14 protein-coding genes and 1 other RNA gene are annotated in these 22,471 nt (G+C 40.7%); 6 read left to right on the top strand and 9 right to left on the bottom strand.

All coding sequences use genetic code 11. The features are described from left to right. Window positions 1-6: 6 nt before the first annotated feature. The 5 genes from GNF10_RS19005 to GNF10_RS18985 form a co-directional block, all read right to left on the bottom strand. Entirely contained in the window at window positions 7-1,272 is a 1,266-nt protein-coding gene (locus GNF10_RS19005; protein WP_185585185.1) for a pitrilysin family protein, read from the bottom strand. Window positions 1,273-1,580: 308 nt separating this feature from the next. Next, window positions 1,581-7,013: an ATP-binding sensor histidine kinase gene (locus GNF10_RS19000; protein ID WP_260445943.1), complete on the bottom strand. Its 5,433-nt coding sequence runs from the start codon at window positions 7,011-7,013 to the stop codon at window positions 1,581-1,583. Between the two features lie 343 nt (window positions 7,014-7,356). Next, a non-coding RNA gene (gene ssrS / locus GNF10_RS18995) (6S RNA) lies at window positions 7,357-7,540 on the bottom strand. Window positions 7,541-7,600: 60 nt separating this feature from the next. Continuing rightward, a complete protein-coding gene (locus tag GNF10_RS18990) occupies window positions 7,601-8,755 on the bottom strand; it encodes a 5-(carboxyamino)imidazole ribonucleotide synthase (protein WP_185585188.1) in 1,155 nt (384 codons plus the stop codon). Continuing rightward, window positions 8,752-9,243, bottom strand: a complete 492-nt coding sequence (locus tag GNF10_RS18985) for a pentapeptide repeat-containing protein (RefSeq protein WP_185585189.1) — start codon at window positions 9,241-9,243, stop codon at window positions 8,752-8,754. Before GNF10_RS18985 ends, GNF10_RS18990 begins: the two co-directional genes overlap by 4 nt. 761 nt (window positions 9,244-10,004) lie before the next feature. Between GNF10_RS18985 and GNF10_RS18980 the strand changes: the two genes are divergently transcribed. The 4 genes from GNF10_RS18980 (at window position 10,005) to GNF10_RS18965 (ending at window position 13,930) form a co-directional block, all read left to right on the top strand. Continuing rightward, complete coding sequence (locus tag GNF10_RS18980; RefSeq protein WP_185585784.1) at window positions 10,005-10,328, top strand: hypothetical protein; 324 nt, start codon at window positions 10,005-10,007, stop codon at window positions 10,326-10,328. A 535-nt stretch (window positions 10,329-10,863) separates the two neighbouring features. Beyond that, window positions 10,864-12,918 carry an FAD-dependent oxidoreductase gene (locus tag GNF10_RS18975; RefSeq protein WP_185585785.1) on the top strand — a complete coding sequence of 685 codons (2,055 nt, stop codon included), beginning with the start codon at window positions 10,864-10,866 and terminating at the stop codon, window positions 12,916-12,918. Window positions 12,919-13,274: 356 nt separating this feature from the next. Next, window positions 13,275-13,601 carry an ATP-dependent Clp protease adapter ClpS gene (gene clpS / locus GNF10_RS18970; protein ID WP_094348337.1) on the top strand — a complete coding sequence of 109 codons (327 nt, stop codon included), beginning with the start codon at window positions 13,275-13,277 and terminating at the stop codon, window positions 13,599-13,601. Between the two features lie 5 nt (window positions 13,602-13,606). Next, window positions 13,607-13,930 (top strand): DUF2103 domain-containing protein, encoded by a 324-nt coding sequence (locus tag GNF10_RS18965; RefSeq protein ID WP_185585786.1) that lies wholly within the window; start codon window positions 13,607-13,609, stop codon window positions 13,928-13,930. A gap of 20 nt (window positions 13,931-13,950) precedes the next feature. Here the strand turns inward: GNF10_RS18965 and GNF10_RS18960 are convergent, their stop codons facing one another. The 4 genes from GNF10_RS18960 to GNF10_RS18945 all read right to left on the bottom strand — a co-directional run bounded on the left by GNF10_RS18960 (window position 13,951) and on the right by GNF10_RS18945 (window position 21,799). Next, window positions 13,951-14,271 (bottom strand): hypothetical protein, encoded by a 321-nt coding sequence (locus GNF10_RS18960; protein ID WP_185585787.1) that lies wholly within the window; start codon window positions 14,269-14,271, stop codon window positions 13,951-13,953. A 225-nt stretch (window positions 14,272-14,496) separates the two neighbouring features. Beyond that, entirely contained in the window at window positions 14,497-14,985 is a 489-nt protein-coding gene (locus tag GNF10_RS18955; protein ID WP_163927527.1) for a molybdenum cofactor biosynthesis protein MoaE, read from the bottom strand. A 138-nt stretch (window positions 14,986-15,123) separates the two neighbouring features. After that, window positions 15,124-15,552 (bottom strand): KTSC domain-containing protein, encoded by a 429-nt coding sequence (locus GNF10_RS18950; RefSeq protein ID WP_185585788.1) that lies wholly within the window; start codon window positions 15,550-15,552, stop codon window positions 15,124-15,126. 295 nt (window positions 15,553-15,847) lie between these two features. Further along, complete coding sequence (locus GNF10_RS18945) at window positions 15,848-21,799, bottom strand: AAA family ATPase (RefSeq protein ID WP_185585789.1); 5,952 nt, start codon at window positions 21,797-21,799, stop codon at window positions 15,848-15,850. A gap of 146 nt (window positions 21,800-21,945) precedes the next feature. On the opposite strand from GNF10_RS18945, the gene GNF10_RS18940 reads away from it, so the two are divergent. Together GNF10_RS18940 and GNF10_RS18935 are read left to right on the top strand one after the other, a co-directional pair. Then, window positions 21,946-22,272 carry a DUF433 domain-containing protein gene (locus GNF10_RS18940; RefSeq protein WP_185585790.1) on the top strand — a complete coding sequence of 109 codons (327 nt, stop codon included), beginning with the start codon at window positions 21,946-21,948 and terminating at the stop codon, window positions 22,270-22,272. A 3-nt stretch (window positions 22,273-22,275) separates the two neighbouring features. Continuing rightward, a partial coding sequence (locus tag GNF10_RS18935) for a DUF5615 family PIN-like protein (protein ID WP_185607200.1) occupies window positions 22,276-22,471 on the top strand: 196 nt, incomplete at its 3' end.

Genomic DNA, 22,471 nt, shown 5'->3' with positions numbered 1-22,471 from the left:
CAATAACTAACAAGGTTTAAGTACAGTAACCGCATAATTCTGCGGTGAGAGATATTGTTTAGCTAATTTTTGCAATTCTTGGGCATCAAAAGACTTAATCTGTTGGGGATATGTCACAGCTAATTCAGCTTGGGCGATGGTATTGTAATATCCATAAAGCCCTGTCAGTTGATTTGGTGTTTCGGTAGAAAACGCATACTCATTACATAGCAACCTGCGTGTACGAGCAAGTTCTTGTTCGCTAATTCCTCCAGTCTGCAAATTATCCAAATGAGCGCAAATTAAAGACTCAACTTCTTCCAGATTTTCTGGTTCTAACCAGGCAGTAATTGTAAATAAACTTGATTCCCGTTGTAGAGAAAAACTACTATAAATTCCTTGTACCAATTGCAAGTCTTCTCGCAAATCACGCACTAAACGCGAAGTTCGCCCTTCTGCCAATAACACTGACAATAAATCTAGACCATAGCTAGTGCGGATTTCTTCTACTCCTGGTACCAACCACGCCATCAGCAATCTTGCTTGTTCTATGCGTGGTAAACACAGTTCTTGACGGTGAATTCCTGCGATCGCTGGCTTTGTGACTTTCTCAAACTGCGGACAATTCGAGCGTTCGGCAAAATCACTAAATGAACGATTTACTAATTCCAAAGCTGGTTGCTGGGCTATACCTCCAGCAATTACCACTGTCATATTTTCCGGCTGATAGTGGGCATGATGAAAACAGCGCATTGCTTCTGGAGACTGCTGCATCAGTTCTTGCTCAGTACCCAACACCGAACGCCCGTAAGGGTGATGCGGATAGATGCTTTGAATCAGAGCTTGAAATCCTATCCAGTCGGAATCGTCCTGACAAGAGCGAATTTCCTCTAGCACCACGTCCCGTTCGCGACTAAATTCGTCTTCTGGAATTGCCGCATTTAGCAGTAGTTCGCCCAAGTAGGGCAAAGTATCTTTTAAATAAGGGGCAGCTGTGGTGAGTGAATAATTAGCATAATCATAGCTTGTCGCCGCATTACTTACGCCACCCCGGTTTTCAACTTTAGAATCGAACATTCCAGGGGGAAGCGTTGCCGTACCTTTAAAAATCATGTGTTCTAAAAAGTGCGCCATCCCAAACCACGGTTTTGGCTCTAGGCTTGCTCCAGCACGCACCCAAACATCAGCCACAACTACAGGAGTAGTGGAAATCTCTTGATGAATAAAAGTTAAACCACTCTCTAGTCGGAAGACTGAGGCTGGAAATACGGTATTAGTTAGTTGTTTTAACAATTTTTGTAGCTTTAACCACAATTCAACGCAATTGTGTCATCTTAACTCTGAACGATACCTCATTTAGAATCAAGTTATACAGATTTTGAAGAATTGTGGTATTACTGTCCTCCAGATTACCGAAAAATTAGAAACGTTATGCATTAAGAGGAAAAGAGAGACGGCGATTTATCGCGTCTCTACAAAGAATGTACTCCTCAATTATTCCTTGACAGACTACTATTTCCGGCTTGTGTGTACACCGTAGCCCCTTGCCATGAGGAGGGTTGGGGAGGGGGTGTATTTTATGTACTTGCAAAATAGTGTAGCTAAAACACCGGAATTTCAATGACAAATTCTGTTCCTTCACCAAGTACAGAATTACACCTCAACCGCCCATTGTGGGTTTCCTCGACAATTTGACGAGCGATCGCTAATCCTAATCCTGTTCCCTTCCCAACTTCTTTGGTTGTAAACAGGTGGTCAAAGATCCTGGCTCTAATCTCCTCTGGCATCCCCTGACCGTTATCTTTGATGCGAATTGTCACCTTGTGGTCACTGGATACTTCGGTGCTAATCAGTATTTGGTGATGATTAGCTTGCGCTTGGGCAAAAGAAAGCCCCTCACTGGATGTATCTAAGGCATCAATTGCATTAGCAAGGATGTTCATAAATACTTGATTTAATTGTCCCAAAAAGCACTTTACTAGTGGTAATTTACCGTATTCGGTGATAACTTCAATTGCTGGACGTTTATCGTTAGCTTTGAGGCGATACTTCAAAATTAACAGCGTACTCTCAATCCCTTCATGGAGATTACAAGCAACTTTTTCGGTTGTATCGGCTCTAGAGAAAGTGCGAAGACTAATGCTAATATCTTTAATTCGTTCGCTTGCCACCTTCATTGAGCTTACGAGCTTTGGTAAGTCTTGAGTCAAGAATTCTAGGTCAATTTCTTCGCCATGCTCAATGACTGCGATCGCAGAAGTGGGATGATGTTGTTGGTAGCATTGGATATGGGCGAGTAAGTCTTGAATATACTCTTCGGCATTGTTAAGGCTGCCTTTCAAAAATCCAATGGGATTATTAATTTCATGTGCCACCCCAGCAACCAAATTACCCAAGGTTGCCATTTTTTCGTTTTGCACCATTTGTAGTTGGGTTTGCTCAAGTTCTTGCAGCGATCGCTCTAGTTGATGGGCATAATTTTGAGATTCTTGATAAAGACGGGCATTTTCTAGAGAGATGGCGGCTTGAGCGCATAGCAGTTGGATAACTTCGGTGCGATCGCTCGTAAATGCGCCAATCGTCAACTTATTTTCCAGATATAGTAACCCGATTAATTGGCCATGACGCAAAATCGGCGTACACAACACACTTTTGGGTTGTTGCTGCATCAAATATTGGTCAGTAATAAAATCGTTTTTTGCTGTTGCATCATCCAGCACCACAGCTTTTAAGCTGTGTTTGACATAGTTTACCAATGCGATCGGAATGTTTTGGCTGCTTGACAATAGTACAGATACTAGAGTCACCCCTTCATTGATAGTGGCTACAGCTTTAACCACTAAGTTGCCCTGTTCGAGTACAAGTAGGGCAGCTTTTTTCGCTCCAGCATTTTCCATCACCACTTGCAAGAGGGTAGTGAGCAATTGCTCTAATTGAATTTCGCTGGAGAGAGCTTGTGAGACTTTAAAGATGGTGGCAAAATCGAGGGCTTGAGAAATACTGCTGCTAGAAAGATTTGTGTGGATGGTTTGATGTGGGAATGATGATCCATCGACGGTTGAACTCAGTTGAAAGCGATTAAGTTGCCCTTGTAAGATGGGAGCAAGGAGTTGGGGATAGCGTTTTTCTAGGTTATCAGTTTTGGCTTTAGCGCCCCAACGAGCATAGCAGTAATATGCTTCTTGCATATAAGCTTGGGCGATTTTTTCTTTGCCCCAATCGAGGTAGAACTTGGCAGCTAGCTCATTGCTCAACGCTTCTTCTTGGATATATTCGTTTTCTTTGGCAAGATAAATAGCGCGATCATACAATTCTATTGCTGCCAACTTGTCGCCCAGAACCCGATAGCGTTCTGCTTCCACCAAATCAAATTTGTGTTGGAAATTCATCGGTGCGAATTTAGCTCGGAACTGCAATTTTTCTTGATTTTCACCAACCTTTAAGAGTAATTGTTCTTGTTGAGATGGTTCCGCCGTTGGATAGACAGCTAGACGAGACAGAGAATCGTAATAGTAGAAAACAGGCACAGATAGCATTCCTGCGCCACCGTTGAGGTATTGTTCTCCCTGATTTCCATTTTCAACTGCCGCCGGAAAATTCTCAAACAAATAGCTGAGTGTTAACTTACTTAGGAAAAATACATGGAGTGTTAATTCGTCTTTTTCTTGAATGAGCGCAGATAATAGTTGTTCATCTTGATAAGTTTTACCAATTAAGCACTCTGAATTATCGCTAGATTCGGTTAAATTGTTAATGCTTTGGCAGATTGTATTCGACCAATTTAATAAGCGCTGATTTTTGGCAAAATTAAACTCGTAGGCTTTGATATCTGCTAGCAGGATTTCCAAAACTTCTGTGCCACTTAAATAGACATAGAATAACTTGAAAATCATGGATGCAAGCACATGAAAAAAATCGCCTGTCTCTAATCCAAAACGATGGGATTCCTGTAATAAACTAATTGAGGCGCGAACATGTTGTTTATTAAATTGATTCAATGCACCCACCTTAAATATAGTCATGCTTTGAACAGATTTTGCTTGAAATCTATCTACAAGCATTAAAGCTAGCTGGCCAAATTCTGAGCCTGACTCCAGTTGGTTACAAATATTAAGTACAATTCCAAAATCTGCATACCCTGGTGCAGAAAGTGGTGCATTGCCGTATTTAAGAGATAAATTCACCTCTTCGCAGGCAATAATTGGGAACAGATAAGGCGCAGCCTGATGGATGGCGGGAGCGATGCTAGCCATAATCCGCAAAGCAACCAAAGCTTTGGGATCATTCATCAATGGCAAATCAAGTAAGCCCTCAATACTTCTGCCAGCCAAGGTGGAGAGCGTGTTAACTACAGATTGCTGAATGTCTGGAGGTGTTACTGATTCAGGTAATGTTACCCCAAGTTGAGCCAGAAGTTCACGCCCAATTGCGATCGCTTTGAATGATTGATTTCGCACCTGATCGGCTTGGAGTTGCACTTCATAAACTTTCACTCTATCTAGTAAGGTGGTTGTTTGTTCGATAACAACCTGGATAAGAGATTCCATTTGCTCAAATTCATTGTTGAGAAAGGCAGCTTCGGCAGCTTCTTCGTATAAACTTCGAGTCAATTCGTAGGCGATTTCCCAACTATTAATCGGTAGCAGCTGCATTCCAGAAGATAAGTAATGAATTGCTGCACTATAAGCGGTAGCTTCTTTCGCTTTTCGACCGGCATTCAGATTTAACTGAGCTAATTGTTGACGTTCAGTCGGTTGGATAATGAGCAGTATTCCTCGATTTAACTGACTGACAATCTCAAAAATTCGCTCTTCTTGCTGTGATTGAGAGGTATTTTGTAAGAGTAATCGACCAATTTTAAGATGGGTAAATTGTTTATCTTCATCTGGGATTAGCGAATAGGCAGCTTGCTGCACACGGTCATGTAAAAATTTGTAGATAGGGATTTGGAAATTGGAATTTAAAGGATTTGAGCCAGAATCATGCTCATTATCTTGAAAGAATTTATAAACTTCACTAGTAGGTAAAATTAACCCTTCTTGCAAAGCTTTCCATAAAGATGCTGCCGTTTCGGTTTCAGATTGTTCAGAAACAATTGCTAAGGTTAGCAAATCAAACTGGTTGCCAATACACGCGGCTAATTTCAACACATTTTGCGTTGCTGCTGGCAACTTCTGCAACTGTAGCGCTACGAACTCTACTACATCATCGGTCAGAGCAAGTGCCTTCACAGCAGCAATATCACATTGCCAGTAACCTTGAGCAAAATTAAAAGTAATCAGTCCATCTTCATATAATGCTTTGAGAAATTGCGTTGCAAAAAATGGATTCCCTTGAGTTTTTTGATAGACGAGTTGCGTTAGGGGTTGGGCAATTTCACCTGAACAACTAAAGGTATCAACCATCAATTGATTTAAACTAGCTTTAGTTAACGGAGCTAAAGCAATAGTATGAATCGTGGCATTGACTTTGCGAATATCTGCTAAAGTCAACATTAACGGATGCGCGGTAGATACTTCATTATCTCGATAAGCTCCAATTAAAAGTAAAGCTCCACTTCCTGATTCACTCATCAGCAGCTGCATCAATTTGAGTGATGCAGAATCAGCCCACTGCAAATCATCAAGGAAAATTACTAGTGGGTGTTCTTTTGTGGTGAATACTTGAATGAATTTTTGGAAGAGTAAATTAAAGCGATTCTGGGCTGCATTTGGTGAGAGTTCTGTTGCAGGTGGCTGTTGACCAATAATTTGTTCTAGTTCTGGAATTACTTCCAGAATAACTTGCCCCTGATCACCCAGCACTTGTAAAATTTTATTTTTCCAAGTTGACAATTGGGCATCACTTTCACTCACCAATTGCCTCATTAAGTCTCGAAAAGCCTGCACAAAAGCGGAGAAGGGAATATTCCGATTAAATTGGTCAAATTTGCCTTTGATAAAGTAGCCCCGTTGCCGGACAATAGGTTTGTGAACCTCGTTAACTAAAGCAGTTTTACCAATACCAGAAAAACCAGCCACCAGCATTAATTCCGTCTGATTGTTGGTAACGCGGTCAAAGGCTTTGAGCAGAGTTTCAACTTCATGCTCACGACCATAGAGTTTTTCTGGAATAATAAAGCGATCGCACACATCCCGTTGAGCAATTGGAAAACTTACAATTTTCCCCATTTCTTTTAGCTGATGTAAACAATTTTCTAAATCATATTTCAGCCCAAATGCGCTCTGATAGCGGTCTTCGGCATTTTTCGCCATCAGTTTATTCGCAATGGATGAGAGTACAGGCGCAATTTGTGGATTAATCTCATGTACTAAAAGCGGAAGTTTTGCAATATGACAATGTACCAATTCCATCGGATCGTGCGATTGAAATGGTAATTCTCCTGTTAGTAACTCGTAAAATGTTACACCCAGAGAATAAAAATCAGTCCGGTAATCAATTCCCCGATTCATCCGTCCAGTTTGTTCTGGTGATAAATAGCCGAGTGTCCCTTCTAACACATTAGGACTCATCAATATTTGAGTTTCTCGTGGCAACAGAGATGCAATACTAAAGTCTATTAACTTAACTTCTTTAGTTTCTGGATTAATTAAAATATTGGCGGGTTTAATATCTTTGTGAATGACTCGATGACGAATTAGAATATCTAATGTATTGCACAGTGCGATCGCTACTTGTAAAAACTCTTGTAGAGACGCGATATATCGTGTCTCTACAGAGGTCAAATAATCTTTGAGAGAAATTCCCCCAAAGTCTTCCATCACTAACGCATAGCCATTCTGATAGGATTCCAGGCTGTATGTTTGGATGATTCCAGGTAGATTTAAATTTTTGGCGATGGTAAACTGGTTGCGAAACTGGATCAATTCAATGAAACTGGGATAAACAGTTTTCATTAGCTTAATCACTACAGATTTTTGGTCAGTTTCTCGATTAGCGCGATAAACCAAGGTTCGAGAACCATTGTAGAGTTCTTTGCTAACGTGATATCCGGGAATGCTGACCATACGGCTTAATTCTTGAGACTTCACCATCTAGGGTTCCCAAAAACATGGCAAGATTTACTGTCAGTTCACTCATTTTGAGATGGCAGAAGGAATTAATTTCAGAATGGGAAAGGAATCGATAACCCATTGTATTGAACGGTCTAGCAGAAGATGTTAAAAATACATCTCTAAAAATGAATGTAGAGATGTGGAACTGCTATGTCTCTACAAGCAGAGTGGAATTATTCAAGTTTAGTAATGAACTAAACTTTAGTAATGAACTAAACTTGACATCACGTTAGTTTAGGATTTCTGGTTTTTACTACAAGTAATAATTATTCAAATAATTAAAGCTCCCAAATTCTAACTGATTTTGGGAGCTAATAATTTTAAGTTCACCGCGACGCCGTTTTACCTAAGTTTATGACCTGGGTTTATCCAGGTGGGAACCTAAATTCCTCGTTTAAAGTTTCCGGGTACATGCCCGGTATACTGCCACGAGAACAGTTGACTCCCTTGTCATTAAAGGCATAGATCAAAAAACTTGATGGCAGTCACCAACGTCGTAGTGCAACTCACTCATTATAGCTTTTCAAAAGATGTTGTGTGTTCAACATCGAAAGTTTCTGCTATATTTACTTGGGATACCAGATAGATTCTATTGTGTGGGCGATGACACTTGCCGATTCTCTATTCTGATTCTCCAGTAAAACGGTAACATGCCCTAACTTCCGCCCAGGACGTGATTCTGTCTTCCCATACCAGTGAAGATGCGCCTGGGGAATCTCCGCTATTTGGTGACGCTGGCTTTGGTAGTCGCTGTGAGAATTTTCATACCCCAGCAGGTTGACCATCACAGCACCAGCGCACTGCAAAGCTGGATTTCCTAAAGGTAAACCACAAACGGCCCTGAGATGCTGTTCAAATTGAGAAGTTTCACAAGCATCAATAGAAAAATGCCCAGAATTGTGGGTACGAGGCGCAATTTCATTTACCAGCACTTTGCCATTAGCACCCAGAAAGAGCTCAATTCCAAAAATTCCCACTACTTCTAGGCTATTTAATAGAGTATGTGCGATCGCTTGGATTTCTGCTACTTGATTGGGTGTAATCTGGACAGGCGCAATCACCCGCCGACATACTTGTTGTTCTTGTTGAGTTTCTACCACTGGGTAAGTGACAATTTCTCCCTCCACAGAACGGGCTGCAATTATTGCTAGTTCACGTTCAAAAGGGACAAATTCTTCTAACAAAAAAAGTGATTTATTTAAAGGTTTTGTTTTAGTTTCATAACTTAACTTTTGCTCTAAAGTAGCAAAATCTTTAATTATGAAAGTACCTTGACCATCGTAACCATGACGGCGGGATTTTAAGACTGCTGGAAAACCTAGATATTCTATTTTTGATTTAAGATTTCCTACCTCTTCAAGGGCAAAAAATTGCGGAACTGGTAAGCCTAAATCGCGTAAATAGCAACGCTGATGATATTTATCTAAAAGAGGAGCTAAAGCTTCTAATCTGGGACGGAAACAAACACCTTGCTGGGCTAAAACAGATAAAGCTTGTAGGTTAACAAATTCGTTTTCAAAGGTGATAACATCACATTTTTGAGCTAATATTTCCGTAGCAATTGCGTCATCAACGGGCGCGAAGACAGTTTCCTGAGCGATTGACACGGCCGGGTCGTGAACGCTTGGAGTTTGTACTACTAATTCTACTCCTAGCTTCTGTGCTGCATCCGCCATCATCCAGGCAAGTTGTCCACCACCAATTACACCAACACGTTTCATTGACATCCTAGAGATTCACGAGTTTGCACGCCTGTTTTGGAATTCACACCACTGGCTTTTGTACACAGTTCTTTGATTTGCGCTCTATCCAAAATTGCATCTGTAAAATCTGCACCGTCTATATTCACATCATTAAAGATGGCACGGAGCAAAAGAGCTTCTTTGAAAATTGCATCACTCAAATCGGCCTTAGTCAAGTTTACCTGATCGACCATTGCATTAGTTAAATCTGCTCCGTGGAGATTTGCTTTTGTCATCACCGAAGCACTCATAACTGCTCCCCGCAGATCAGCGTTTGAAAAGTTAGCCAGTTCCATATTGGCGTTAGAAAACTCCGCAGCTTGCAAACTGTCACCAGAAAAATCACGTCTTGACAACTCTGCATTACTAAATGACAGTGGATGAGTCCAGTCTACTGCCAGCGCGGGGTCAGCCACGCACCAGATAATAATTCCGAGAAGGAACGTCAACCCTTGCCGCCAAAACATATCGAGAGTCAATTTGGTGTCTAATCGCTGCATTTAAGCTTACCGCATTTGAATATTAGCAAGACTGGCTGATTCTAATTGAGACTCGCAGCCTTGCTACTGGATTTGGGGGATGTGTATTTCCCTTGCTTAATATTTTGTAACGCAAAAAGGGCATAAGCTTTTCACCTTGAGCAAAATTATGCCTCCGACTTTGGGTAGAGAAACGAAATCTAGGAGCGTTCGCACTAAAGCAGGATGATAATTACTAAATAGCGATCGCAATAATTGAGTATAAATTACTTGTCACATCAAGCAAGCTTTAGCAAAACATAGAAGGGGAGCATAATATCACTCTTAATAATGAGAAAATTTGAAATCCCTAACTCTAAAGGAATATTTTTGCTGGATAAAACAATATCTACAACAGACGATGCCTAATACTTGTTTATTTGTTCATAATTATTAATTTTTAGAGTTGAATTTCAGGATATAAAGGATTTTATTAAGCAGTAATACTCACCGACTTATTAAAATTCTTGACTTACAACTTTCCAAGTAAAGTTTATTGTCTTTTAAATTAAACAGCCGCCATCAACTGCTAATCTTTTAATTAGTGAAAGTAAGGTTTGAGCGCAATTATAAGCGTTCCCAGTGCTTAACAAAGCTTAAAAATTGGATAATTAGCGTTAATTTTATAGCGATTAGTTAGTTCTTCAGGAATCTCTAAGAGTTTACATTCACCGAGTACACAACTTCTACAAACCGAACTCCCAAACCCGATGATGAATCATTACTCACTTCAATGGATTGAGGCATGGTGCCAAGAAAATGGCTGGACAGATTTATTTGTTGAGCGACGTAACAACTTCTGGGCTTTCCCTCCGGGTGGGGTAATGCCAGAACCAATCCCAGTTAATGTTCTCAGAGGGATTAAGGCTGAGAAGGGATTGACCTTTGAAGAAAGATTGTGGTCGATGTCAGCAGTGATTGGCACAATTATAGCTGTTCTTTTTACCTTTTGGCTTCAGTCGCCGATGCCCTTAGTTTTGGCATTCGCTTTTAATGCTGTTACGGTAGCTCAATTTGAACTTGAAGATGCCTAAATTATTGTTTTGGGCTTTGCGATTAAAAACTGCTCTTGTCTACTTTCAGCAAGAGCAGTTTTTAATTTTAGAAAAATAGATCAAATCAGCACAGTTTCAGCTAAACATTATTAAGTTACTCTTAATAATATTGTAAGTTGAGTTGAACGAAGTGAAACCCTAAAAAATTTTGGGTTTCGTCCCTCAATCCAACCTACACATTTTTATTTTTTGGTCTTAACCGAACCGTATTAGGAGACAAGAGGCAAGAGGCAACAGTTAAGAAGCCTCTTTGAGTTGTACTGAATATTTTCAGAAATCAAATATGAGTCCTATAGCTGTGTATGTCATTGTGTAATAGATGAGTAAAAAAGTACTCAGTAATCAGCACTGTTAACTGAGTTTTAATAACTTCAAGGTACATATTACCGACATACTGGGTATTTTAGGTATAAAACTTATATTTAAATATATTTACTCTGATAAACTTGTGATGAACATTTCCTGGATGCTACCTTCTACAAGGTGACACAGGATTTGGAGCGGTTTTCTAACCATGAAGCACAGACAGAAAGTAGCTTATAGCTTGACATCGCTGATCGGTTTCAATTTAATATCTACCTTAGTTGCATTTGATGGAGCGATGGCTACGCCAACGCCAAAGGCGATCGCTACACTACCGAGAACCCCAGATAAAAGTGTGAACTGCGAGATTTTAGTTGTGGGTGGTGGACTATCTGGTGTCGCCACAGCTTATGAGGGGTTGCTAGCAGGACGAACGGTTTGTCTGACGGAAATTACTGACTGGTTGGGAGGACAAATTTCTTCTCAAGGGACATCTGCGTTAGACGAACGCCCAACCCAACGGGCTCTCAAATTCTATTCTCGCGGCTACCTGGAATTGCGAAACCGCATTGGGCGCAAATACGGTGAACTTAACCCCGGTGACTGTTGGGTAAGTGACTCCTGCTTTCTTCCCCGCGATGCTCACGCCATTTTGAACCAGATGCTCAAAGATGCCGAGAAGCAGGGCAAAGGGAAGTTGCAATGGTTTCCAAATACAGTAATTAAGGATTTGGAAATCGCTACTGATGGCAAAATCATTAATGGTGCGATCGCTATCCAACATCAACCACCAAAAGGCGCACCACCTCTCAATACCTTTACTTTATCTCAAAGTATTGAAGATTCTTATAGTTACGAAAACTCATCTCGATTTACTAAAACTATTCTCCGTTTTCTCCCCAAGGAAGCGAAAGGGGATGCTCCGAAATGGTACGTCGTAGATGCTAGCGAAACTGGAGAAATTATTGCCCTTGCTGATGTTCCCTATCGATTAGGCATTGATGCCCGTTCTTACCTAGAACCTTCTGCTTCCAGCGCTAATAACGATCCTTATTGTCCTCAAGGATTTACCTACACTTTTGCAATGGAGGCAACTAAGGAAGCGCAACCGCAGACGATGCCCCCATTCTATTTACAATATGCGCCATATTTTAGCTATGAATTAACGCGACTGGCTAACTTTGATTTAGTTTTCACCTATCGTCGCATTTGGAGTCCAAATAAAGGGAAACCAGCAAAATTCGGTGGTGTCAGTTTTACTGCTGCGACACCAGGAGATATATCTATGCAAAACTGGACTTGGGGTAACGACTACCGCCCTGGAACAGCTAGAGATAACCTAGTTTACAGTCGCCAACAGTTACAAGGAACTGGGCAGTTACAACCAGGAGGCTGGATGGGGGGACTGCGGACAGAAACCCTCCGCAATGCTGAGGAAAATGCCCTCTCGTACTATTACTGGTTGGTAGCTGGGACTACAGATTCTCAACTGGGGGATGGTGTAAAGCAGCAACAAAGCAATAACCGCTTTGTTTCTGGACTAAATTCTCCGATGGGAACAGTACATGGCTTATCGAAATATCCCTATATGCGCGAAGGACGGCGGATTATTGGCCGCCCCAGTTGGGGACAACCTGGAGGTTTTACTATTTGGGAAATTGATATTTCTCGCCGAGATTACAATGATGAGTATTACCGCAAAACTCTTCCAGCAGATATGTATCGGCAGTTGAAAGCCGCGCTCTCAGGATTAGAAGCTACATCTGTAATTAGCGGCCAGATCTCACCAGACAAAGCAATGCGACGGGCTCGTTCTACCATCTTTCCTGATTCTGTAGGTATTGGTCACTACGCGATAGATTTTCATCCTTGTATGGTGAATAGTCCCCCAGAAGCCCCTGGTAATATAGAACGTCCAGGGGAAAGGCGTGGTGCTGGTCAAGCTTATCCCTTCCAAATTGCTCTGAGGGCTATGATTCCCCAGAAAATTGATAATTTGCTGGTAGGAGGTAAAAGCATTGCTACTAGTCATATTGCTGCTGCTGCCTATCGAGTCCATTCCTTTGAATGGTCTGCTGGCGCGGCTGCAGGAACTGTTGCTAGTTTTGCCATCAAAAATGCGATCGCACCCTACCAACTAGTCGATGATTTACCCAAACAAGAGCCACAACTAGAAGCACTCAAACGGCTTTTGCAACAAAATAACAACCCCACCGCCTTCCCCGATACATCAATTTTTAACGAAAACTGGGATAATTGGAAATAGGGCATTGGGGATGGGGCATTGGGCATTGAATTCTTCGCAATACAAAATACCTAACTCCTAATATCAAGTTTGGGTGATTACTTGTAATAAAATCTATCAATGTAGGTTGGGGAGCCACTGCGTTGGACGGGTTCCCCGGCTTGAAGCAAGTGGCGTTTGAATGGCAGTGAAATCCAAAATGAACAGGGATCAAATGTTGAGTTTCGTTTTTTAACCCAACCTACAAATATTACAAGTGTTTAACCAAACCTGATATAACTCCTAACTTCCCAATCCCCAGTCCCCAATCTCCAGACAATGAACTAAACTAATTATTTGTAGTGTAGTTTTGTAAAATTATCTTGACCAATTGTTTTATGGTTATGACACTTTCAGCAGATGTTTACGGGATGTCCACAGCACCAACTATAGCTCCTGAACGGTCTAATCAAGTTATCCGTAAGACTTATCCGAATTATAAAGTGATTGTATTAAACGATGATTTTAATACATTCCAACACGTGTCTGAATGTTTGATGAAATATATTCCAGGGATGAGTGGCGATCGCGCGTGGGATCTGACTAATCAGGTACACTATGAAGGTCAAGCGATCGTTTGGGTCGGCCCTCAAGAACCTGCGGAACTTTATCACCAGCAGCTGCGCCGAGCAGGTTTGACAATGGCACCTCTAGAAGCAGCTTAATTATTATGGGCAAACCCACCGCAGATTCCCTCCGGGCGGCTTCACAAAAAGCTGCCAGACTGGTTTGGAATCACTCGACGCACCTTTCTGGTCTGATTCCAATTTTAGAACGTCTTTGTCAGCAGGATGGCATCCAAACGGTAACGCCGGGAGTGATTGGGCGGGCAAGAGGTCATTGTCCAAAAATGCAACTGCGTGTCTCAGTACCGATTCGCGGCGGCTATAAAGTAATTGCACGGCAGGGGAAGACGGTACAAGAAGTGTTCATTTTAACTCCTTTGGAGCAGTCAGAACTGGAAACGGCATTAGCGATCGCAATGAAATCTTGATCGTTCCCCATGCCCAATGTCTATTCTTCAACACGGTGGACTGCAAATTTGTGTAGTGGCAGACTAACAATACACGAAAAAGTTAAGAAATATGACAGAGCGGTAGTTATTTTCAAAGTCATAACTACAGATGCCCATTCGGGTAAAATTATTTTTTCTATGCCAAAAGCTACACAGTAAACTAGCCAATAAGTAAAGCTCATTCTAAACAGAATCACTTCTGTTTCTTCCACGTCACTTTTTTGTTGCTTACTGTCCAACAGTAACACCAGTCCAACAATGCAAGCTACAAAGGAAACAGCAACTACAAATTCGTGACAAAATATATTTAACGAATGCATTTGTGTTTATTCCCAGATTTTTCAGTTAAAGATCAGTCTAAAGGAATATTCCTTGTGGAAATACAAATTATTTACAAACCTCAATAGATGAATGTAGTTTTTGTAAACAAATGCAACAAAAATTGTTATTTTGCGAATATAAATATTGATGTAAAACTATAGACTGTAGGGGCAATTCATGAATTGCCCCTACGTGAATAAAGCACAGCCTTACATAGAATTAGTCTAAGAACAATTTTCTGCTAACTGTTCGCAAGCACCGATACTTACCCAGCAACTAGAACCATCTTCCCAATGTTCTTTCTTCCATATAGGTGCATTGTGTTTGAGGGTATCAATAGCATACTGGCAAGCTTCAAATGCCTCACTCCGATGAGGACAACCCACTGCTACTAAAACGCTAATTTCTCCAACTTGCAAACGCCCGGTGCGATGATGAATCACTACCCGATTTACGTCAGACGTAGATAAGCGAATATCAGCAGCAATTTGATAAAATATCCGCAATGCCATAGGTTCATAAGCTTGATACTCTAGAGCAATTACAGGTTTACCATCAGTTTGATTGCGAACTACGCCACTCATCAGAACCACAGCACCGTTGGCTGGATCATCAGACTTGGCATAGATTTCTTCAAGAGACAATGGTGCAAAGCTAATGGCAAAACTATCTTCGGCTTTTGGTTTAACAGCAGAAACAAGTGTAGTCGTCATAACTGCGTTTGATTATGTGGGCTTTCTCTATTGTCTCTGAAGAAAATACCACTGGTGTATGATCTTGTTAATGCTTTAGGTAACAACAAGAATATCTAGACTTGATCGCGTACCAATTGAAAACTCTACACGCAGTTATTAGTCAATAGTATAATCTGCATTATCTAGACGATCGCAGTCATATCTGCCTTTAATCTCTTGATTGAAAAAGCTGCCAAGTGAATCAGAGGCGTGTAAATCTTCCCAAGTATCCTCGTCTACGCCTAAGTACTGATAAACAGATCCACTTTGAAACTCAACTTGCAAAATTTGTTCATCGCGATCATATCCTACAGCGATCGCCATTGATGAGCTAACTGGTAACATAGCAATTGGTTCTTCTTCAAAAGGTAGTGCAGGCGTTTGGGCGATTGCCTCGTTCAGTTGTTGCAATCCTTCATAAGCTTGTATCGGTGCCGGAATTTCCAAAAACTCTAGTTCGTCACCTCGATCTAGCAACAACTGCAAATATCCATCAGAGTGAGCGATCGCTACTAAACCACTCAAGTCTACCTTAGATAGCCTCATTAATTTTGCTCTCCTGTTGGCGTAATCGGCAGTTTTCTTTTAGTTGCCCAAGATTGTTTTTTAATTGCTTCAATAGTTGAGGCATCCGCAATCCACACAGATGAAAGTCCTTAAGTATTTCAATAGTACAAATATACTATTAGAGCTTTTTGATGTCAAGTTTTTTTCGCCAAGCCCAAGCGAATGGAATGAAAAGTGCTGAGTAAATTGGAAATTACTCAGCACTCAGATGATCTGTAAGGACAATCTCTAGCATCTCTGAGTAAATTGGAAATTACTCAGCACTCAGCACTCATTATTGTTGTTGAGTAGAAATTTGAATGACAAACTCTGTGCCCTGTCCAAGTTCTGAAGTGCAGGAGAGTGAACCACCATGTCCTTCTACTACAATTTGACGAGCGATCGCTAATCCCAATCCAGTGCCTTGTCCTACAGGCTTAGTGGTGAACAAATGGTCAAACACTCGTTGCTTGATTTCCGATGACATCCCCACCCCGTTATCAGCAATCTTAATCAAAATATGCTGACCTGAGTCTGCTACACAGGTTTGAATAGTGATGCAATTGGGGTTAGCTAGAATCGCTTCCAAACTCCGTTCTTTATTGTATTGTTCAAGTGCATCAATGGCATTTGCTAACAAGTTCATAAACACCTGATTAAGTTGTCCAGCAAAGCATTCCACTAGAGGTAGTTTGCCATAATTTTTGACTACCTCAATTGCCGGACGGTTTTCGTTAGCTTTTAAACGGTGTCTAAGAATCAAAATAGTACTGTCAATACCTTCGTGAATATCAAAGGGAACTTTATAATCCTTATCTGCTCTGGAGAAGGTTCGCAAACTGGTACTGATACTGCGGATACGCTGAACACCCAATTTCATCGAGTCCAGCAATTTAGGTAAATCTTGGCGTAAATAATTCAGATCGATGGCATCAATTTCGTCTTGAATATCTGAGCCAGGATTGGGAAATTTTTCTTGATAAAGATTAATTAGTCCAAACAAATCTTTGACATAATCTTTAGCTGGTTCTAAGTTGCCAGCAATAAAACCAATCGGATTATTAATTTCATGGGCGACACCTGCTACGAGATTACCAAGGGCAGACATTTTTTCACCCTGTACCAATTGCAATTGCATCATTTGCAGTTCTTGCAAAGCTTGTTCTAATTGTTGCTTTTGCTGTTGCAGTAATTGTTGCGCTTCCTGGCGTTCGGTGATATCTTCAGATGTGCCAAGGATACCAAAAACGTTTCCTTCTCTATCTTTTAGGGGAATTTTATTTGTATTCGACCAGATTTGTTTACCGTCTGCTTGCTGCACTGCTTCAATAATGTTGAGTTCAGCTTGTCCAGACTCCATAATGCGGCGATCCCACTCTACAAAAGAATCTGATTGCTCACGAGTCCAGGAAAAGTCGTAGTCTGTTTTACCAATAACATTTTCAGACACTCCATTCTCAAAAGTTTGAGCATACTTATGGTTACAGCCTAAATAAACACTATTGCGGTCTTTCCAGAAAACAGACTGGGGGATATTATCGATAATTAACCGCAAAAATTGTTCCGTCTGTCTAAGGTTTTCTAAAATATCTTGTGCTTGCTGATAAAGTCGGGCATTTTCCAGAGAGATTGCAGCTTGAGTGCATAATAGATTGAGAATTTCGACGCGATCGCTGCTAAATGCTCCAGTAATCAAATTGTTTTCTAAATACAAAATCCCCAAGAGTTTACCTTGATGCAAAATCGGGGTACACAGCAAGCTTTTGGGCTGCTGACGAATGATGTAGGGATCGGCTATCAGCACCGGATGTAGTGTTGTATCAAGGATGACAGTAGGTTGTTGGCTACGTTTGACGGCGTAAATTAGGCTATGGGGAACATCTGCGCTATCTTCCACAAAAATGGACTGTAACACCTTTGATTGCTGTCCAACTTGAGCAGTCGCCTCAACTAACAATCTATGTTCTTTGAGCAGTAGTAATGCACACTTATCTGCTCCAGCATTTTCAATCACCACTTGCAGTAGCTTTGTAAGTAATTTATCCAACTCAATTTCACTGGAGAGAGCCTGAGATGCTTTCAGAACTGTTGCCAAATCTAGCATTATTGATGTATTGCTACTAGATGTTACTGATTTATTAATACTTGGATGGAAAGTACTAACGCTGTCAATATTTGCGATCGTCTCATTGGATGTGAATGGCAATCGCGTCTGTTGTAAAATTGGCGCTAGCAGTTGTGGATAACGCTGTTCTAAGTCATCGACTTTGGCTTTAGCATCCCAGCGTGTATAGCAATAGTAAGCATTAATCAAATACTCTTGAGCAATGCGTTCTTTGCCCCATTCTAAATAAAACTTGGCGGCGAGTTCGTTGGCAAGAGCTTCTTCGTTAATGTATTCGTTTTCTTTAGCTTGAGCAATGGCGCGATCGTATGACTCGATTGCATCCATATACTTGCCAGAAATTCTTGCCATTTCCGCAGACAGCAATAGATATCGATGTAGAAAGTTTTGGGGGCAATTATCCGCCCAGTTTTTCTGGATTTGTTGATGTTCTTGAATAATGTCCCAATACTGCTTTTTCTGATCTAATGTCGCATTGGGATAGAGGGCTACTAAACTGAGTGGATAATAGAAATGATACTGAATAATTGGGAAAAAACCAGAATTACAAGCAAGGGTTTTCTCAGCCTCTTCTGCTGCTTGAATGGCATCTTCATAGCGACCATAAAGATAAGATAATTGGATTTTGAGAAAAGAATACCAATTAATTCCATGATCAAAGTTATTTTTCTGTCTCCAAACTTCTATATAAGGAATATTTTCGCTATTGTCATCATCTAAGAAATCGGTGTTTTTAGATATATCTTGTAGGCTCAACAAAAACTGACGCTGTAAACTAAATGCATACAGCATATTGACATCATTTACCTGTTGAACGTAGCTGAGATATTTTTCAGTTTCCGTGTAAACATCCGATAGGCGATCGCCCTTAATTAACATCGCCCAAATCAAAAACGAAACTGCCCAAACACCAAATACCAAATTTCCCGTTTCTTGACAGATTTGGAATGATTGCTGGGAAAGTGGTAAATTCGTTTTTAAATGCTGATTATAGGGATTAATGGTGTGAGCAAAGATATTATTGGTCTTAAAAAGAAATTGGGTACTATTGAAGTGACGATCAAGTTTTAGTGCTAATGTACCGAACTCATAAGCAGTTTGATAACTACTTTGATTTGCCAGACTCATTCCATAGAGACAGTAAGCAAAACCAGAACTTTCGGCATTGCCATAAGTTAACGATAAACTGATCATTAATAGAGGAGCCAAACAACTAAGGTTTTGATCTCCTCCCATATAAGCTGCTGCCCAAAGGTCGGCTAAAAGACCCATACACATCTTTTTATCTGGATCTGTCATCTCAGGCAAATCGAATAAATCTGCTGTGCGAATTTCTGCAAGTTTAGCTTTTAATTCTTTAATCTCAGTTTCGATAGCAATTTGTTGTTTCTCAGAAGTAACAGGCAAATGCATACCCATGATGCTTAAAGCTTTCAGACCAGCTTTAATGCCATCTGCGATATTTTCGCCCTGAGTCATTTTCAGGTACATCTGAGTTCCATAAATATTTGCTTTTTCAAACTTGTCTCTACTATTACTTAATGCAACATTAAAGAATTTTTCTGCCTGATTGAAGTTGCCAGTTAAATATTCACATTCAGCAGATTCTCGATATAAACCAAAGATGAGATTGTAATTATGTTGCCAAGTTTCCTCTATTAGTAATTCTCGCCCTAATGTGAAATATTTTACTGCCGCTTTATAAGCAGTGGAAGCTTTAGCTTTCTTCCCAGCAATTAGATTAAGTTGAGCCAGCTCTAATTTTTGGGATTGTTCATGAATTATATCAATTCCTTCATTTAACTGATTAACAATATCAAAGATGCTGTTTTCAATTAATTCCGGTGATGTATTATTTAAGAGTAATTGCCCAATTTTTAAATGAGTAGCTTTTCTTTGAGATTCAGGAATCAGAGAATAGGCAGCTTGCTGAACGCGGTCATGGAGAAATTTATAAGAGCAGGAATCAGGATAATTGTCTTGCTTCAATTCTGAATTCTGATTTCTGTTGGCCTTTGCGTAGCGTCTCTCTGTGCCACGCTGTGCGAACGTAGAGAAGTGGGGCGTAGTCCATTCTGACTCCTCTTGATAGAATTTGTAGACTTCATTAGTAGGGATAATCAACCCATCTTGCACAGCTTTCCAAAAGTCTGCGGCTGTTTCCACCTGGGATTTTTCATGGACGATCGCTAATGCGGCTAAATCAAATTGGTTTCCCACACAAGCCGCTAATTTCAAAATTTCTTGAGTTTCTGTTGACAACTTTTTAAGTTGAATTGCCATGAACTCTACGACATCATCGGTAAGAGCGATCGCTCGCACCTGAGCAATATCACATTCCCAATAACCACCGTCAAAATTAAACGTAATTAGTTGATCTTGATGTAGTACTTTGAGAAATTGGGTACTGAAGAAAGGATTACCTTTAGTTTTGCTCAATACCAACTCTGTTAAGGGTACAGCTAACTCTAGGGAACAACTCAATGTATCTGCAACCAAATGATTTACCGATGTTTGATCAAGAGGAGCTAAGGTAATTGTATTGACTGTAGCGCTTAGTTTCTGAATTTCTTCTAAAGTCAGCATTAGCGGATGTACTGGGTTGACTTCGTTATCTCGATAAGCACCAATTAACAGTAGATAGCCGATGTCAATTTCGCTCATTAATAAGTGCATTAACTTTAAAGAAGCAGAATCTGCCCATTGCAGATCGTCAATAAAAATCACCAATGGATGTTCTAGAGTAGTGAAGACTTGAGTAAACTTTAAAAACAGCAAATTGAAGCGATTTTGGGCTGCACTCCCAGAGAGTTCCGGCGCAGGAGGCTGTTTCCCAATCATACTTTCCAGTTCTGGAATCACCTCAATCATCACTTGTCCGTTCTCACCCAAAGCAGAGAGAATTTTGCACTTCCACTGCTCAAATTGAGTGTCAGTTTCACTCAGCAGTTGCCTAATTAAGTCTCGGAAAGCTTGCACAAAGCCAGAGAATGGGATGTTGCGCTGGAATTGGTCAAATTTACCTTTAATAAAGTAACCCCGTTGTCGCACAATTGGTTTGTGGACTTCGTTCACCACAGCAGTTTTGCCAATACCAGAGAAGCCTGCTACCAACATAATTTCAGTGCTTCCCTGGCTGACTCTTTCAAAAGCATCCAGTAAGTTTTTAACTTCGACTTGGCGGCCGTAGAGCTTTTCTGGGATGATAAAGCGATCGCAAATATCCCGCTCACCTAATTTAAAGGATTTAATCGAGCCAATTTCCGACAATTGAGACAAACATTTTTCTAAATCAAATTTCAGCCCTAATGCACTCTGATAGCGATCCTCAGCATTTTTGGCCATCAATTTCATCACAATGTCACAAAGAACTTCAGGAATCTCTTCTTCCCTCCTACCTCCTAATTTTTCTGGAAGCTTTGCAATGTGACTATGAACTAACTCCATCGGATCGTTAGACTCGAAGGGTAAGTGTCCAGCCAGCAATTCATAGAAGGTAACACCGAGAGAATAGTAATCACTGCGATAGTCAATTCCGCGATTCATCCGTCCGGTTTGTTCCGGGGAAAGGTAGGCGAGAGTACCTTCTAAGACATTAGGACTGTGAATTTCCTGGGTTTCTCTGGGTAAAAGAGAGGCAATGCTAAAGTCAATCAACTTGACTTGCTTAGTATCCGGGTTAATGAGGATATTGGCAGGCTTAATATCTTTGTGGATAACCCGATGGCGATAGAGTCCGTCAAGAATATTGCTCAGAGCGATCGCAATTTCCAAAAACTCTGTCAAACTATATTGCTTATCCCCCATTCTTCCGTTCATCCAATCTCTGAGGGAAATACCGCCAAAATCCTCCATCACCAAAGCATAGCTGTTGCGATAAGGTTCTAAGCTGTAGGGATGAACAATACCGGGTAAGTCAAGATTTTTAGCGATCGTATACTGATTACGAAACAGCAGCAGTTCGTTGAAGGTAGGATAGTCCTGCTGGAGCAGTTTGATAACGACCGGAATTAGATCGGGCTCTCGAATTGCACGGTAAACTAAGGTTCTAGAACCTGCATAAAGTTGTTCGCTAATTCGATAGTTCAAAAGCTTGTCCATCGGCTCAACTGCTGTATTCATACTTTATCAACTCTTGTTAAATCAGCTATTTATTTCAAGTAGTTTGCCCATAAACCTGCTTTTACTAACGCAATCACGTTTTGTAACGGAGATTTAACACCTAAACTTTGTTAATAAGTACAATAAAAATTGAGCTAAGATACGCTATGACTCTCCAAGAACTAGAAAATCAAATCCTCGCACTACTGCCAACAGAAAAAGCGGCAATTATCCAAAGCCTAACTCAAACCATCAACATCGGGGCAAAAGGGATCACGAAAACACCCGGTATTTGTGGTGGAGAAGCTTGTATTGCTGGAACTCGTATTGCAATTTGGCTATTAGTTGAAGCACGTCGCTTGGGAATTACTGAAGTCCAAATTTTGCAAGATTATCCTCATATTGGCGCGGCTGATTTAGTTAATGCTTGGATATATGCAGATGCTTATCCTGAAGAAATTGAAGCTGCGATTCATGCTAATGAGGTTGCTTAAATCATGGCGCGTTTATACGCTGATGAGATGTTCCCACGTAAAGTTAGTGAACTGTTAAGAACAATGGGACATGATGTTTTAACTGTACAGGAAGCTGGTAACGCAAATTTAGGTATTCCAGATGACGAAGTGTTAGCCTTTGCAATCGCCGATAATCGAACTGTTATAACACTAAATTGTCAAGTCGCTTCGCTCCAAT

Source organism: Nostoc sp. UCD121 (assembly GCF_014222285.1).
Classification (GTDB): domain Bacteria; phylum Cyanobacteriota; class Cyanobacteriia; order Cyanobacteriales; family Nostocaceae; genus Nostoc.
Note: the sequence above shows the minus strand (reverse complement) of the source record. Positions and strands in the feature narration are given on the sequence as shown.